Origin of the sequence: Cellulomonas sp. NTE-D12 (assembly GCF_027923705.1) — a bacterium.
Classification (GTDB): Bacteria; Actinomycetota; Actinomycetes; order Actinomycetales; family Cellulomonadaceae; genus Cellulomonas.
Genome location: NZ_AP026442.1, coordinates 1,436,173 through 1,451,944, shown reverse-complemented (window position 1 = coordinate 1,451,944; position 15,772 = coordinate 1,436,173). Strand labels below are relative to the sequence as shown.

Sequence of the window (15,772 nt, the reverse complement as noted above, 5' to 3'; positions counted from 1 at the left end):
GCCCCTCATCGTCCCATGCCGCGTGAGGCCCTCACACGACGACCTCAGGCCTGGCGCGTCACCTGCACCTGCACGCTCAGCTCCTGCGCCGCCGGCCCGGCGTAGATGCCGCGCAGGGGCGGCACGTCCTCGTACGAGCGACCACGTGCCAGGACCACGTGCTGGTCCGCCACGACGCCCAGGTTCGTCGGGTCCAGGGCGAGCCAGGCCCCCACCCAGCACTCGAGCCACGCGTGCGACTCCCCGGTCACCGGCTGTCCCGTCAGGCCGTCGGCCTTGGGCTGCAGATATCCGGACACGTACCGCGCCGGCAGCCCGATCGCGTGCAGCGCGCCCAGCGCCAGGTGGGTCAGGTCCTGGCAGACGCCCGTGCGTGCGGCCCATGCCTCGGCCGCAGGTGTGTGCACGGTGGTGACGCCCGGGACGTACTCCATCGCATCGTGCACGGCCGCGCAGACGGCCCGGGCCGCGGCATCGGGCGCGAGACCGGCGGCCGCGGACACGGCGAGGGCGACGACCTCGTCCGGGACCTGCGTGCTCGGCGGGTCGGCGAGGTGCTCGGCGTACCTGTCGCGCACCTGCCCGGAGCGGACGACGTCCCAGTCGACCGGGACGACGTCCGGTCGCCCACCCACCTCGACGACGTGCTCGGCGGTGATGCTCAGGGTGGTGTGCGGCGTCACCACCTCGAAGGCGGTCACAGCCGTCCCCCAGTAGTCCCGGAACGTCGTCGACCAGGTGCTCGGCTGCACGTCCAGACGCGTCGAGAGCACCCGCTGACCCGGCTCGTCCACAGGTGTCATCCGGGCCTCGTTGTGCGAGACGGCCACCGGTTGGGGGTAGCGGAACGTCGTCGTGTGCACGATGCGCAGGCGGCTCACAGCGCCTCCCCCACCCACGTGGTGACCAGCGGCGTCGGGAAGTAGCGTGCCCGCACGGCGTCGGACGCGGCCGAGCAACCGCGTTGTACGAGGGCCATCTGGCCGGGCAGGTCGTCCACCAGGTCACCGAGCCTGCTGAACTCCAGCGCTGCGCGCACCTGGCCCACGTGCCGCCGGGCGTCCTCGACCGTCGACCGGTCCACGACGGGTTCGAGACCCGCCAGGCAGACGTCCGCCTGCTCGAGCGCGTGCACCACGGAGCGCGGGAACAGCCGGTCCCGCAGCAGGAACCCCGCCATCCGCTCGTCGGACGCCGCCCCCCGATAGGTACGGAGGAACGCCTCGTACGCCCCGCAGGACCGCAGCAGCGCGGTCCAGCTCGGCCCCGTCGAGCCGGCGAGCGCCCGGGTGGTCAGCAGCCGAGCCGTCATGTCCGCCCGTTCGATCGACCGCCCCAGCACCAGGAACTGCCACGTCTCGTCGCGGGACAGGGCCGAGTCGACGATGCCTGCCACCATCGCGGACCGCTCCCGCACCCAGGTGAAGAACTCGTGGGGACCGGTGCTCGTCGTCATGGCGGGCAGGACGCTCCAGGTCGCGTTCAGGCACTCCCACAGCTCGGTGGAGATGATCTCCCGCACACGCCGTGCGTTCTCCCGGGCGGCGACGACCGCGCCCGTGACGGACGAGGCGGACCACCGCTCGTAGGCCAGCACGGCCAGCACCTGCTCCCGGCCGACCTCCACGTCGGGCGCCGGCACCGGCCGGTCCATCACCGAGAGCAGCGACCGGCACGCCAGGTCCTCCTCGGCCCACGGGTCCTCCGCGAGCAGCTGCACGTGCACGTCGAGCAGGCGGGCGGTGTCGTCGGCACGTTCGACGTAGCGGCCGATCCAGAACAGCGCCTCGGCGATGCGGCTCAGCACGGTGCACCGCCGGTCGTCCGGGCCTGCTGCTGCTGCATCTGCTGACCGCGCAGGTCCTCCGGACCCGCGTCGATCGGCACCGAGGCATCCTTCGCGACGGCCTGCGGCGGCGTGTGCGGTGCGGCGGGACCTCGGCGTGCCATCCGACCGAGCACCCACGTGTCCTTCGAGCCGCCGCCCTGGGAGGAGTTGACGACCAGCTGGCCCTCCGGCAGCGCCACCCGGGTGAGCCCACCCGGCAGCACCGAGACGTGCTCGCCGTCGTTGACGGCGAACGGCCGCAGGTCCACGTGCCGCGGCCGGAGCCCCTCCTCCACCAGGGTCGGGACGGTGGACAGCTGGACGACCGGCTGGGCGATCCACCCGCGAGGGTCGGCCAGGAGCCGGTCACGCAACGCGGCCAGCTCGGCGCTGCTCGCGGTGGGTCCGACGACGATGCCCTTCCCGCCCGACCCGTCGACCGGCTTGACCACCAACTCGTCCAGCCGGTCCAGCACCTCCTCGAGCGCACCCGGCTCCTCGAGCCGCCACGTGTCGACGTTCGCCAGGATCGGTTCCTCACGCAGGAAGTACCGGATCAGGTCGGGGACGAACGTGTAGACGAGCTTGTCGTCGGCCACGCCGTTGCCGACGGCGTTGGCCAGGGTCACCGTCCCGCTGCGCGCGCACGCCAGCAGCCCAGGGCAGCCCAGCACGGAGTCCGAACGGAACACCACCGGGTCGAGGAAGTCGTCGTCCACCCGCCGGTAGATCACGTCCACCCGACGACGGCCCTGCGTGGTGCGCATCCAGACGCGACCGCCCGCGCAGAACAGGTCCCTGCCCTCGACGAGCTCGACGCCCATCATCCGTGCGAGCAACGTGTGCTCGAAGTACGCGCTGTTGTGCACCCCCGGGGTGAGGACGACGACCGTCGGTTCGTCGACCCCGGCGGGCGCGGCAGCGGTCAGCGCGGCGTGCAGCCGGCGCGGGTAGTCGGCGACGGGGCGGATGCGCAGCGTCGCGAACAGCTCCGGGAACGTCTGCACCATGGACCGTCGGTTGGCCAGCACGTAGCTCACGCCGCTGGGCACGCGGACGTTGTCCTCCAGCACGCGCCATCCGCCGTGCCCGTCACGAACCAGGTCGATGCCCGAGACGTGCACCCGGACCCCGTTGGGCGGCTCGATGCCGTGGGCCGCCCGGCAGAAGTGGTGCGACGACACGATGACCGAACGCGGCACGACGCCGTCCGCGACCGCCCGCTGGGGTCCGTACACGTCCGCCAGGAACGCCTCGAGGGCGCGCACGCGCTGGGCGACCCCGGGGGCGACGTGGTCCCACTCGTCCTCCGTCAGCACGCGGGGCACCACGTCCACCGGGAAGGGCCGCTCCTCACCGGCGTAGTCGAAGGTGACGCCCTGCTTGAGGTACGACCGCGCGAGGCCGTCGGCTCGGGCGCGCAGCTCGTCGGCGGTGAGCCGCGCGACCGCCGCGTGCACCTGCTGGTACGCGGTCAGCACGGTCCCGTCGGGACCGAGCATCTCGTCCCACGCCCTCCCGGTGGGATAGCCGTCGAACAGGTCCGCCATGCCGGGAGGCTAGGAGCGCGATGTCTCGGCTGCGTTACGCCGTGTTACGTGTGACGACCGACCGCTACCGTTGCCCACCATGGCCGGCAGCTGGTGGCGCACCCTCCTCGACCGGTGGCGACCGTCGGGGAGTCCCGTGCCGACCTCAGCCCCACGCACGGCCGCGGGCGCTGCGTCGGCCCCGTCGCTCGCTCGTCACCGGGCGCTCCCCGACTTCCAGGGGACCGTGCGTCCGGCCTACTCCCCTGACCTCGACGGTGCACCGGACCCCGGCGAGATCGTCTGGACCTGGGTGCCCTTCGAGGAGGACCCCAGCCAGGGCAAGGACCGGCCCACCCTGCTCGTGGGCCGCGACGGACCGTGGCTGCTGGGACTGATGCTGACGAGCAAGGACCACGTCCCTGCCGGCCAGGCGGGCGGCGTGCGTGCCGACCGTCACGGCCAGGTGTGGCTGGACCTCGGCACCGGGCCCTGGGACCCACGCCGCCGGCCGAGCGAGGTACGCCTCGACCGCGTGCTGCGGATCGACCCGGCAGCGGTGCGTCGCGAGGGCGCCGTGCTTCCGCGTGCGACGTTCGACCTGGTCACGCGCGCGATGGCCGACCGCCCGGCCTGATAGCATGGTCGCTCGCGTGCCCGGCGGGCCTGCGTCGGCGGGATCCACCTCACCGACCACCTGCACGGCACGTCTGCGCTGCTTGGTCCAGCTCCTCCGCACGGGCGTCCCCACCGCCTCGGTCCCGGAGCCGGACCGCCCTCACGACCTGTCAGACCGCTTCGGCGAACACCAGAGAGTCCACACGTGGCAAACATCAAGTCTCAGATCAAGCGCATCCGCACCAACGAGAAGGCGCGGATGCGGAACAAGGCCGTGAAGTCCGAGCTGAAGACCTACGTCCGGCGCGTCCGCGAGGCTGTCGCCGGCGGCGACAAGGCGAAGGCCGGCGAGGCGCTGGTCACCGCGTCCCGCAAGCTCGACAAGGCCGTCTCCAAGGGCGTCATCCACGCCAACCAGGCCGCCAACAAGAAGTCGGCCCTCGCGAAGTCGGTCAACGGCCTCTGACAGCGGCGGCGCGCACCGCGCCGCCAAGCCGTTCGGCCGCAGTTCCGTGAGGTAGCCCGGCAGGGCACCGCTTCGCACGACGACTGAGGGCGTCACCCCGCGGGGTGACGCCCTCAGTCGTGCCCGAGCCCGGCGGCCATCGCCGGCGAGCCGGTGCCCGCAGCCGCGGGTGAAGCCGCCGGCCGGTCACCGCCCTCCTGGCGACCGGCCGCCGGCACCTCTCCTCAGCGCGCCCAGACCTGCCAACCGCCGACAGGCACGGTGCTGCGGAAGCCCGCTTCCGCGAGTGCACGGTCGTAGGCCTGGGCGGCGGCAGCCGAATCGCCGTGCGCCCGGTAGCGGTCCCCCAGGTCCCGCCACGCAGCCGCAGACTGTCGGGAGGCGGACATCATGCCGAGGACGTCGGCAGCCCACTGGTAGGCCCCGGCCGCTTCCTCGGTGCGACCAAGGGCGTGGAGCGCGTCGCCCAGCGCGAGGTGCGCCACTGCGGACTCGAGGCGCGGCGCGGCGCCGAGGCGCTCGATCGCGTGCCGGGCCCGCTCTTCCGCCAGCTCGGGATCTCCGAGCAGCAGGTGCGCCCGCGCCGTCTCGACGTCCATCGCCGCGAGCTCGACGGTGGACCCGAGCACCTCGAGGTCGCGCGCCGCACCGCGGATGTGCTGCAGGGCCGCCGCCGGCTCCGGGGGGTCCGAGCGCAGCAGGAGCCACGCGTAGTTCAGCCGGAGCCGGGGGAGGTCGCGGTCCGGCTCGCCCTCGGACAGCAGGGCGAGCGCCCGCTCCGTGTACTGCTGGGCCAGCACGTAGTCCCGCCGCTCCTCGGCGACCAGCGCCGCGTTCCAGTACACCGACCCGCGGCCGCGCGGTGAGCCGAGCGACTCAGCGAGCTGGATCAGCTCGGCGGCTCGATGGGTGGCGAACAGCAGGTCACCACGTTCGACGTAGGACCACAGGACCGTCGAACCCAGGCGCAGGTGCTCGTCGGTGCCGACCAGGTCCTGCTGGACCAGGTCCTCCAGCGCGGCCTCTCCGACCTCCACGCTCCGGTGCAGGTCGCCACCCTCGAGGTAGGAGACGACAAGGGCGTTGGCGAGCTTGGCCGCCTCGAGGTGGTGCCCCCGGACGCGCTCGTCGGCGTGGAGCGGCTCGAGGATCTCGACGGCCGCCTCGAGGTCACCGAGCAGCTCGTGGGTGCGAGCGAGCTCCGACAGCACCTCGACACGCAGCGCAGGCGTGACGACCGCGAGGTCGAGCGCCTCGAGGCGACGGCGCGCCGCCTCGGTGTCCCCCGTGGTGACGTCGAGCCTGGCGTAGCTGAGCTCCAAGCGGATCCGGGCCTCGTTGGGGCCCTCTTCTCCGTGCTTGAGGTACTCGAGCGTGCTGCCCAGGCGCTCGGCGAGGACCGTGAGCGCAGCATCTGTCGGCTCCCGGTGCCCGGACTCGATGAGCGAGATGTAGCTGGGCGAGAACGCGTTGCCGGCGAGGGCGGTCTGGGACAGGCCCGCAGCCAGTCGCGCCTCCCGCACACGGTCAGCGATGGTCGTCATACCAAGTCACTCTACCTGTGACCTCGGTAGGTGACGCCTTCAACAGCGGGTCAATTCCGGCCGGGGCGGCATGGGGTCACAACCGCCCCGGCCGGCACGAACGCTCAGTAGGTCTTGCAGCAGCCGATCGCGCCGCCGGCGGTCGACGAACCGGGCGCGACCTGGGGCGCGCTCAGGCCGAGCAGGGCGACGAGGGCGAGGGCGGCGGTGAGGGTTTTGGCGGCGCGGGACATGACGGGCTCCTGTCATGATGGTTGTGCGTGCGGTCATTCCCATCATCACACCTGGACCGCACGATGTCCCTACTTCTCGGTACGTTTCGGGGCGTGTCGGCACGGGAACGACGGACCGTCACAAAGGCCGCATCGCCTCGCCCCAAAATCCACCCCCGCCGAACTGCGTGCCTGGGGCACACATGTGGTGTCATGAACCGCATGACGCCCGAGAGCGACGACAGCCTGTCCCGGCTGGGCGCCGCGGTGGACGAGGCGATCCCGCCTCAGCTGCGACTGGAGTGGGACCGGCACGTCGCACGCGCGCCGGTGCTCGTCGCACGGCAGGGCATCTTCACCGAGCACGGACGGGCCTTTGCCTACCAGCTCTCGTTCCGGTCACCGGGGCACCGTCTGGAGAACCCCTCCGCGTGGAGCGCTCGGCAGCACGAAGAGGCGACCGCGCACGTCCTGGACGCGACGTTCGGCCGTGCCGACCTGGAGGACGTCGCTCAGGGACGGCTGCTGTTCGTCCGGTGCCCACGCGCCTACCTGGTCGGCGAGCTGCGGGTGCCGCACCGCCCGGACCGGCTGGTCATCGAGGTGAGCGACTCGGTGGACCCGGCCGTCATCGGCGGGATCCGGCGCCTGCGCGCCCAGGGTTTCCGGATCGCGCTCCCGAACTTCACCAACGTTCCCAGCGAACGTCAGCTGCTGCCGCTCGTCGACTTCGTCAAGATCGACGTCCGTGACCTCGACGTGGAAGGCCGGCCCGTCGTCCGCGCCGCCCGGTCGTACGGCGCGCTCGTCGTGGGCGAGTACGTGGAACGACCGGACCAGCTGCAGCACGCGCGCGAGCTCGGCGTGAACCTCTTCCAGGGCAATCTGCTCGAGCGCGCGGGCGTGCTCGACCGGGCCGACGCGCGGCCCGTCGTGCCCTGAGCCGTCGGTCCCCCGCACCGTCCCGGGGCGCCTGCGGCGTCCCCAGCTGACCCGCAGCGGAGCAGTGTCGCGTCATGGTCGGCTGCGCCGAACGGGCGATGCGCCGTCACGATCCCGACGACCACCGCTCTCATCCGATGTGACCGCACAGGTGCACCGGACGCGTGGAGGCGGGAGCACGCCGATGGGCGTCCCCACGCAGCGGCTTCCCGTCGCTCTCCAGCCGATCTGGGCCACGAACGGAGTACTCCTCGGGCACGAGTACCTGTACCGGTCGATCTCCGGCCGGCCGGCTGGGGTCGACAGCTGGGCGGCGGCGCGGCAGGACGAGGCGTCCGCCTCGGTGCTGCGCACCGTGTTCGGCGACGGCGGCGTGGCGGCGGGGTCGGCTCTGGCCTTCGTCAACGTCACGCGCTCGTTCCTGGTCCGCGACCGACCGCTCCCCGCACCGCGAGGCCGGCTCGTCCTCGAGGTCGTCGAGACCGTTCCGGCCCATGCCGGGGTGCTGCTCGGGCTTCGGCGGCTGCGAGCCCGCGGCTACCGCATCGCCGTCGACGACTACACCGCGTCGCCGGACCAGCGGGCGATGCTGCCGTACGCCGACTTCGTCAAGGTGGACTGCCGCGACCTCGTGCGGCTGCCGGGCGATGCTCTGGAAGAGGCGCGGCGCTACGGTGCGCGGCTGGTCGCCGAGCACGTGTGCGACGTCGAGATGCTGGTGCGCGCCGTCGAGCTCGGTTTCGAGTTCCTCCAGGGTGACGCCCTGGGCGCCGCGACGACGCAGGCCTGCTGAGGAACGGGAGCCGCGCGCCGTCAGCGGCGGACGGCACCCGCGACCCGCAGGACGGCACGCTCGACGGCGAACTCGGCGTCCCTGCTCTCGCCCTTCACCTCGGCGTCGGCCTGCGCCACGGCGCTGATCGCGGCAGCCAGACCCTCGGGTGTCCAGCGGCGCAGCTCACCGGCGGCCCGGTCGACCTGCCACGGAGCCAGGCCGAGCTCCCGCGCGGCGGCAGCGCCCCGGCTCCGCACCGCACCGACCTTGGCCAGCATGCGGAGCCGGGCCGCGAGCGCCGCGACGATCGGCACGGGGTCGAGACCGGTGGACAGGGCGTGCCGGAGCAGGGCCACCGCGCGGCCGGCGTCGCCGACCACGGCGGCGTCGGCGACCTGGAACCCTGTCGCCTCGACACGCCCCCCGTGGTACCGCTCGACGGTCTCGGCAGCGATGAGCCCCGTGGTGTCGGCTGCGAGCTGGGAGCAGGCGGCGGACAGCTCGCGCAGGTCCGCGCCGACTGCGTCCACGAGCGCACGGAGAGCCGCGGGGTCGGCGCGGCGGCCGGCACGCCGGAGCTCGGCGGCGGCGAAGGCCACCTTGTCGGCATCCGACTTGACGGGATCGGCAGCGACGGTGGGCACGCCGGCAGCCCGGCACGTGTCGAGGAGACGCTTGCCCCGGGCACCGCCCCCGTGCCGGAGCACCACGACGACGGAGTCGAACGGAGCACCGACGTACGCGACCGCGTCCGACAGCAGCTCGTCCGACGCTCTCTCGAGGCCCTCGAGGACGACCACCTTGTCGTCGGAGAACAGGCTGGGGCTGGTGAGCACGGCGAGGGCACCGGGCGTGTACTCCGCGGCATCGAGGCGCTCGACCGCCACGTCCGGGATCCGTGCCCGCACCTGCTCGACGATCCGGTCCACCGCACGCTCGGCGAGGAGCGCCTCGGCACCGGAGACGAGCACCACGGGTGCGACCGGTGCGTCCTGCCAGCCGATCCCGCTCTGCGCGGCTCGGGACGCCGGACGTCGGGCACTGGGCACGGCACCAGCCTGCCAGACAGCACGGACAGGAGTCAGCCACCGTCACGCCGGTCAGGCCAGGACGCGCGGGGGCGCTCTGCGGTGCCGGCGCCGCCGCGCCGACAGCACGAGGGCGCCGACAGCAGCCGACACGCCGGCCATCGCGACGATGCCACCGGCGCCAGGGGCCCACGCGAGCTGGGCACCGGGCGCCGCGGCCGCGACCCGTGCGACCGCGGCGACCCACCAGCACGCGGCGCCGGCGAGCTGTGCCAGCAGCAACGCCGCGTGCGGCGACCACGGGGCGACCACGGCGGTCAGGAGGCCCAGCACGGTGGCAGGCGGCACCGCCGGCGCTGCGGCGAGGTTGGCGAGCAGCGCGTACGTGCCGACCGAGGGCCGCAGCACGAGCAGGACCGGTGCGCAGGCCAGCTGCGCGGCGAGCGGAGCGGCCACGGCGGCCGCGAGAGGACGACCGAGCCGAGGCGACCACACACGCACCCATGCGCCGCCGAGGACCACGATCGCCGCGGTCGCCACCACGGAGAGCGCGAAGCCGATCTGGAACGCGAGCCACGGGTCGGTCAGCAGCAGCGCCGTGACCGTCGTGGCGAGGGCTGCAGGGGCTCGGGCAGGTCGGCCGGACAGGAGGCCGAGCAGGCCGACCACCCCGGTGACGGCGGCGCGGAGCACGCTGGGCTGCGGTCCGACGAGCACGAGCAGGCCCGCCCCGGTCAGCAGGACGACACCTGCGCGGAGCGCCACGGGCAGTCGGCACGCCGCCGCCGCGGCCGCCGCGATCGCTCCGACGAGCGCGAAGTGAGATCCCGAGACGGCGATGAGATGGGTCAGCCCGGCCGTTCGCATCGCCTCCGACAGGTCGTCCGGGACACGCGAGCCGTCGCCGAGCGCCATGCCCACGAGCAGGGCGCCGGCGTCGGCCGGCAGCCGCTGCGCGATCCCACGCGTTGCCGCGCGCACGCGCTCCGCGGCGCGGTCCGGCCAGCCGGGTGGCGCCACGAGCTCGGCCGCCGAGCTCGCGGTGAGCATCGCCACGGTGCTGTCCGTGACATCCGACCGCGTCAGTCGTCCGGTGACGCGGACGATGCTGCCGGGCGGCACGTCACCCGGCGCGACGACGACGACGGAAGCGGCAGCGCCGGACCGTCGCCCACGGCTCTCCACCCAGCGCACCGAGACCGTGTACCGACGGTCCGGTTCGCCGTGGCTCCACCGGGCGTCCATCGGCACAGGGGGGTCCACGACACGTCCGGTGACCGTCGCGGTCGCACCCTCTCGGAGGGCGGTGCCGAGCAGACCGCCGGTCCGGAGCGCGCGCTGCGCGGACGCGTCGAGCAGCGCCAGCGCGAGCACGAGGACCGCGAGTGCCACGGTGGCGGAGACACGGTGCCCCGGCCGCCGAGGGCGCCGGCACCGCGGCGCGACGACGAGGACCAGCACGACCACGACCGCCGCAGTCCCGATCCACCGCGCGACCGTCGGACCACCGGCGACTCCGAGCGCGGCGCCCGACCAGCACCCGACGGCCACCGGCACCAGGCGCAGGTCGAGCACCTCCAGTGCCTCTGGCGTCCCGGCGTCGGACGCACCGTCCTGACGGACGTCGGCACGCGCACCGGCACGCGGGGCTGCTCCGGGGCGCTGCCGTGGCGCGGTGTCGGAACGCGTCTCACGGGCGCTCACACGCGCACCATCGGGCGGAGCCGCTCCAGCAGGGTGGGGCCGATGCCGCTGACCTCGCCGAGCTCGTCGAGCGAGGTGAAGCGATGCTGCAGACGCCGGTCGAGGATGCGCTGCGCGAGCACCGGGCCGATGCCCGGGAGCGCGTCGAGGTCGGCGAGCGTGGCCGTGTTGAGGTCCAGGCGACCTCCCGCGCTGCTCGGGCTCGGCGGGGCGGACGGCGGGGCGGCCTGGCCGGGACCGGGTACGACCAGCTGCTCGCCGTCGGTCACCGGCCGCGCCAGGTTCACCGCCGCGAGGTTCGCGTCCTCGGCCGCACCACCGGCCGCCTCGATGGCGTCCTGCACCCGCGCTCCGGGCCGGAGCCGTACCACGCCGGGCCGTGCCACGGCTCCGACGACGTGGATGACGAGCTGAGCGGCGTCCGTCGACAGCGGCGACGCCGGTGTCGCGAACCCCGTGGGCGAGCTGCCGGCGGTGGCGGGCACCGGCGTGGGCAGCTCGACCGGGTCCCCCGGTGCGAGGGCGGACGCCCGGATCAGGGTGGCGCCGACCACGAGCGCGACCGCGGTCGCCGCGGAGGCGGCCAGCCGCCAGGGCACGCTCCAGCGCACCCGTTGCGGGGGCTCGTCGGCGACGCTGAGGTCCGTCGCGACCCCGTACGAGTCCCGGTACTCGACCGCCGCTGCGCGCACGGCGGTCGGGACCCACCCTCCGACTCCCGCGGTCGGCCCTGCCCGGCCTGGACCGCCCGACGAAACGGCGTCGGGTCCGAGCACCGAGGGCACGCACGACGTGCGAGCCAGCGACGCTGCCGGCTCCGGTAGCGGTGGACCGACGGGGCCCTCACCGCAGAGAGTCGGCCGCGACACGGACGCGGCGGGTGGCTCGTCAGCCCCTCGTCGTTCGGGCAGCGGTCGATCGAGCAGCGGACGATCGAGCAGCGGTCGGTCCGCGAGAGGTAGTCCGACGGGCGGCGCATCCGCGGCCGGCCCGCGCGCCTCGGCCCGGCGGGTCAGTCGGTCCAGCCGACGGCGGGCGGCGCTGACGTCGGCACGGAACACGCCGGGGACGCTAGGCGCGAGAGCCGGCCGCTCCGACGAGCGTCGCAGCGGAGTCCGATGGCCCGCACGACGTCACGGGCTGGGGATGGCTCGGTCAGGGCCGGGCAGGCACCTCGCCGGGAACGCCGTCCGAGACGACGACGGCGAGCAACCCGGGGCCCACGTGCGCCGTCAGCACGGCGCCGGCCGGGCTCACGACGATCTCACGCACGGTGCCGCGGGTCGCCTCGGTCAGCCGATGCGCGAGGTCGAGGGCGGCGTCGGCGCGATCGGCATGGTGCACGGCGACCCGCGCGCCGGGACGGGCGAGCGCAGCGGCCGTGGCCACGGCGACCAGCCGCTCGACCGCTGCCCGGCGGGTGCGGATCTTCTCCGCGACGACGAGCCGACCGTCCGCCACGGTGAGCAGCGGCCGCAGCCCGAGCACGGTCCCCAGGGCGGCCGCAGCCGCGCCGAGCCGACCACCACGCCGCAGGTGCTCCAGGGAGTCGACCAGGAACCACACCCTCGACGACTCCGCGGCGGTCCGCGCTGCCCGGGCGACCGCCTCGACGTCCGTGGCGGGACGGGTGTCGGAGGCGCCGCTGCGGCGGATGCGCCACCGGGAGGCGGGTCGACGCCGGTCCTCGGCCGCCCGACCGTCGACCCGAGCGTCGTCCACCGGCGTCCCGTCGGCCGCCCACGCGGCCGCGAGTGCCGCGAACCCCAGCGCCATCGCGGCGGTCCGGGAGTCGACGACGTGCACCGGCAACGGTGCCCGCTCGGCGGCAGACCGGGCAGCCTGCACCGTCCCGGACAGCTCACCGGACAGGTGGACGGAGACCACCGCCGTCGCTCCGTCGGAGGCCGCCGCGGCGTACGCGTCGGCGAACGCCGCCGCCGACGGCTGGGACGTGGTGACGCGCGCTCCGCGCCGCAGAGCCGAGATCGTCTCCGCACCCAGGTCGGTACCCGCGAGCGGCGCACCGTCGACGAGCACCTGGAGCGGTACGACCCGCACGCCCCAGCGTTCGGCGGCGCCGGCCGGCAGTGCCGCGGTCGAGTCCGTCACGACGGCGACGTGGGGCGGCAGCCGTGCTGAGCCGAGGCGTGACATCGGAGGGCCCGACAGCGTCAGGCCGGCACCACGTTGACGAGCTTGGGCGCGCGCACCACCACGGTGCGCACCGCCCTGCCGTCGAGCGCCCGCTGCACACCGGGATCGGCCAGCGCCAGCTCGCGCAGCTCGTCGTCGGACACCGACGGCGCCACCTCGACGCGCCCACGCACCTTGCCCGCCACCTGCAGGATGCAGGTCACCGACTCCTCGACCAGGTACGCGGGGTCGGCGACGGGGAACGGTGCGTAGGTCAGCGACTCCTCGTGACCGAGCCGGTCCCAGAGCTCCTCGGCGATGTGCGGCGCCACCGGCGCCGTCATCAGGACGAGCGGCTCGACCGCGGCCCGAGGGACGCGGTCCAGCGTGGTGAGGTGGTTGTTCAGCACGATCAGCTTGGCGATGGCGGTGTTGACCCGCATCGCCGCCATGTCGTCGCCGACCTCGGCGATGGTGCGGTGCAGCACGCGCAGCGTCTCCACCGACGGCTCGTCGTCGCTGACCACCGTCGCGCCGGTGCCCTCGTCGACCACGTTGCGCCACAGCCGCTGCAGGAAGCGCTGCGCACCCACCACCGCCCGCGTCTCCCACGGGCGCGACAGGTCGAGCGGGCCCATCGACATCTCGTACACGCGCAGCGTGTCGGCGCCGTACTCCGCATACATCTCGTCGGGCGTCACCACGTTCTTCAGCGACTTGCCCATCTTCCCGTACTCACGGTTGACGGGCTCGCCCTGCCACGTGTAGCCGGTACCGGCCGCGGGGTCCTCGACCACCTCGGCCGCCGGCACGTGCACGCCGCGCTCGTCGGTGTAGGCGTACGCCTGGATGTAGCCCTGGTTGAACAGCGTGTAGAAGGGCTCCCCGGCACTGACATGACCCAGGTCGTGCAGCACCTTGTGCCAGAACCGGGCGTACAGCAGGTGCAGCACGGCGTGCTCCACACCGCCGACGTACAGGTCGACGCCGCCGACGGAACCCTCCGGCTGGGACCCGTGGCCGGGGCCCATCCAGTAGCGCTCCAGCTCGGGGTCCACCAGCACCTGGTCCGAGTCCGGGTCGAGGTAGCGCAGGTAGTACCAGCACGAACCGGCCCAGTTGGGCATCGTGTTCGTGTCGCGGCGGTACTGCTTGGGGCCATCGCCCAGGTCGAGCGTGACGTTGACCCAGTCCTCGTTGCGGCCGAGCGGCGCCTCCGGGGACGAGTCCGCGTCGTTCGGGTCGAAGGTGCGCGGGGCGTAGTCCGGCACCTCCGGCAGCGTGACGGGCAGCGCGGACGTCGGCAGGGCGACGGGCTGGTCGTGCTCGTCGTACACGATCGGGAACGGTTCGCCCCAGTACCGCTGGCGACTGAAGAGCCAGTCACGCAGGCGGTAGGTGGTGGTGCCCTCTCCGAGGCCACGCTCCTGAAGCCACGCGATCGTGCGGTCCTTGGCCGTGACGACGTCCATGCCGTTCAGGTCGAGCGAGTCGTTGGCCGAGTTGATCACCGCGCCGTCACCGGTCCGCGCGCCGTCCGGGGTGCCCTCCGGCGCGGCCACCGTGTAGACGACCGGCAGCTCGTACGCCTGCGCGAAGGCGTAGTCGCGCTCGTCGCCGCCGGGCACGGCCATGATCGCGCCCGTGCCGTAGCCCATCAGCACGTAGTCGGCGGTGAACACCGGCAGCGGCTCGCCGTTGACCGGGTTGATCGCCAGGTGGCCGGTGAACACACCCGTCTTGCGGCCGGCGTCGGCCTGCCGCTCGACCGCGGACCGGCCCGCCGTCTCGGCGCGGTACGCGGCGACGGCGGCCGCGGGCGAGTCGAAGCCCCCGGTCCAGGCCGACCGCGTGCCGTCGGGCCACTGCGCGGGCACCTCGTCCAGCAGCGGGTGCTCCGGTGCGACGACCATGAAGGTCGCGCCGAACAGCGTGTCCGGGCGGGTGGTGAACACCTCCAGCTCGGCACCGCCCTCGACGGCGAACCGCACGCGCGCGCCCGTGGACCGACCGATCCAGTGCCGCTGCATCGACTTGACCTTCTCGGGCCAGTCGATCGCGTCCAGGTCGTCCGCCAGTCGGTCGGCGTAGGCGGTGATGCGCATGTTCCACTGCCGCAGGCTCCGCTGGAACACGGGCATGTTGCCCCGCTCGGAGCGGCCGTCGGCCGTGACCTCCTCGTTGGCCAGCACGGTGCCCAGACCCGGCGCCCAGTTCACGGGCGTCTGGGACAGGTAGGCGAGACGGTGGGCGTCCACGACCCGCCGCCGGGCCGGGTTGTCGAGCTCGGCCCATGCGGCACCGGCAGGCACACCGGGCACGCCGCCGGGCACGGGCCGCGCGCCGGACGCCAGCTCGGCCTCCAGCTCCGCGATGGGCCGGGCGCGACCCAGTCCGCCGTCCGCGTTGGGCGCCGACTCGTCGTACCAGGAGTTGTAGATCGCCAGGAAGATCCACTGGGTCCAGCGCATGTACTCGGGGTCGATCGTCGCGAACGACCGCCGCGGGTCGTGCGCCAGGCCCAGTCGCCGCAGCTGGCGCTGCATGATCGCGATGTTCGCCTCGGTGGTGACGCGGGGGTGCTGGCCCGTCTGCACCGCGTACTGCTCCGCGGGCAGGCCGAAGGCGTCGAAGCCCAGGGCGTGCAGCACGTTGTCGCCCTGCATCCGCCGGAAGCGGCCGACGACGTCCGTGGCGATGTACCCGAGGGGGTGGCCGACGTGCAGACCGGCCCCGGACGGGTACGGGAACATGTCCATCACGAAGAACGGGCGCCGACCGGGCTCGGCGTGGCGGCCTGCGCCGTCGGTGAGGTGACCGGTGGGGTTCGGCGTGAAGAAGGTCCCCCGGCGGTCCCACTCGTCCTGCCAGCGCGCCTCGATCTTCGCGGCGAGCGACGGGGTGTAGCGGTAGGGCACCTCGTCGGGGGTCGCGGCCGGTCGGGGGGCGCTGATCTCCTGCGACGTCACCTGGGCGAGTTTACCGGCGGG

14 protein-coding genes are annotated in these 15,772 nt (G+C 73.8%); 4 read left to right on the top strand and 10 right to left on the bottom strand.

Annotated features, from left to right (window positions below; all coding sequences use genetic code 11):
- Positions 1 to 44: 44 nt before the first annotated feature.
- The 3 genes from QMF98_RS06720 to QMF98_RS06710 are packed head-to-tail and all read right to left on the bottom strand — an operon-like array spanning position 45 to position 3,378.
- Positions 45 to 881 (bottom strand): transglutaminase family protein, encoded by an 837-nt coding sequence (locus QMF98_RS06720; RefSeq protein WP_337975235.1) that lies wholly within the window; start codon positions 879 to 881, stop codon positions 45 to 47.
- Positions 878 to 1,807, bottom strand: coding sequence for an alpha-E domain-containing protein (locus QMF98_RS06715; RefSeq protein ID WP_337975234.1), 930 nt, complete (start codon positions 1,805 to 1,807; stop codon positions 878 to 880). The genes QMF98_RS06720 and QMF98_RS06715 overlap by 4 nt, the downstream gene beginning before the upstream one ends.
- A complete protein-coding gene (locus QMF98_RS06710) occupies positions 1,801 to 3,378 on the bottom strand; it encodes a circularly permuted type 2 ATP-grasp protein (RefSeq protein ID WP_337975233.1) in 1,578 nt (525 codons plus the stop codon). The genes QMF98_RS06715 and QMF98_RS06710 overlap by 7 nt, the downstream gene beginning before the upstream one ends.
- 79 nt (positions 3,379 to 3,457) lie before the next feature.
- On the opposite strand from QMF98_RS06710, the gene QMF98_RS06705 reads away from it, so the two are divergent.
- The gene (locus tag QMF98_RS06705) at positions 3,458 to 3,994 is read left to right on the top strand and encodes a type II toxin-antitoxin system PemK/MazF family toxin (RefSeq protein ID WP_337975232.1); all 537 of its coding nucleotides are present in this window, start codon (positions 3,458 to 3,460) and stop codon (positions 3,992 to 3,994) included.
- Positions 3,995 to 4,180: 186 nt separating this feature from the next.
- On the top strand, positions 4,181 to 4,441 hold the full coding sequence (gene rpsT / locus QMF98_RS06700; RefSeq protein ID WP_291762142.1) for a 30S ribosomal protein S20: 261 nt from the start codon (positions 4,181 to 4,183) through the stop codon (positions 4,439 to 4,441).
- A gap of 224 nt (positions 4,442 to 4,665) precedes the next feature.
- Here the strand turns inward: rpsT and QMF98_RS06695 are convergent, their stop codons facing one another.
- A complete protein-coding gene (locus QMF98_RS06695) occupies positions 4,666 to 5,985 on the bottom strand; it encodes a helix-turn-helix domain-containing protein (RefSeq protein ID WP_337975231.1) in 1,320 nt (439 codons plus the stop codon).
- 104 nt (positions 5,986 to 6,089) lie between these two features.
- Positions 6,090 to 6,218, bottom strand: coding sequence for a hypothetical protein (locus tag QMF98_RS06690; protein WP_263730224.1), 129 nt, complete (start codon positions 6,216 to 6,218; stop codon positions 6,090 to 6,092).
- A gap of 192 nt (positions 6,219 to 6,410) precedes the next feature.
- Between QMF98_RS06690 and QMF98_RS06685 the strand changes: the two genes are divergently transcribed.
- Positions 6,411 to 7,139, top strand: a complete 729-nt coding sequence (locus QMF98_RS06685; protein ID WP_337975230.1) for an EAL domain-containing protein — start codon at positions 6,411 to 6,413, stop codon at positions 7,137 to 7,139.
- Between the two features lie 184 nt (positions 7,140 to 7,323).
- Complete coding sequence (locus QMF98_RS06680) at positions 7,324 to 7,932, top strand: EAL domain-containing protein (protein ID WP_337975229.1); 609 nt, start codon at positions 7,324 to 7,326, stop codon at positions 7,930 to 7,932.
- Between the two features lie 20 nt (positions 7,933 to 7,952).
- Here the strand turns inward: QMF98_RS06680 and holA are convergent, their stop codons facing one another.
- The 5 genes from holA to leuS form a co-directional block, all read right to left on the bottom strand.
- Complete coding sequence (gene holA, locus QMF98_RS06675; protein ID WP_337975228.1) at positions 7,953 to 8,963, bottom strand: DNA polymerase III subunit delta; 1,011 nt, start codon at positions 8,961 to 8,963, stop codon at positions 7,953 to 7,955.
- A 51-nt stretch (positions 8,964 to 9,014) separates the two neighbouring features.
- Positions 9,015 to 10,646, bottom strand: a complete 1,632-nt coding sequence (locus QMF98_RS06670) for a ComEC/Rec2 family competence protein (RefSeq protein WP_337975227.1) — start codon at positions 10,644 to 10,646, stop codon at positions 9,015 to 9,017.
- Positions 10,643 to 11,338 carry a ComEA family DNA-binding protein gene (locus QMF98_RS06665; protein WP_337975226.1) on the bottom strand — a complete coding sequence of 232 codons (696 nt, stop codon included), beginning with the start codon at positions 11,336 to 11,338 and terminating at the stop codon, positions 10,643 to 10,645. Before QMF98_RS06665 ends, QMF98_RS06670 begins: the two co-directional genes overlap by 4 nt.
- A gap of 463 nt (positions 11,339 to 11,801) precedes the next feature.
- Entirely contained in the window at positions 11,802 to 12,758 is a 957-nt protein-coding gene (locus QMF98_RS06660; RefSeq protein WP_337975225.1) for a DegV family protein, read from the bottom strand.
- Between the two features lie 62 nt (positions 12,759 to 12,820).
- A complete protein-coding gene (gene leuS / locus QMF98_RS06655) occupies positions 12,821 to 15,751 on the bottom strand; it encodes a leucine--tRNA ligase (protein ID WP_337975224.1) in 2,931 nt (976 codons plus the stop codon).
- Positions 15,752 to 15,772: the final 21 nt, after the last annotated feature.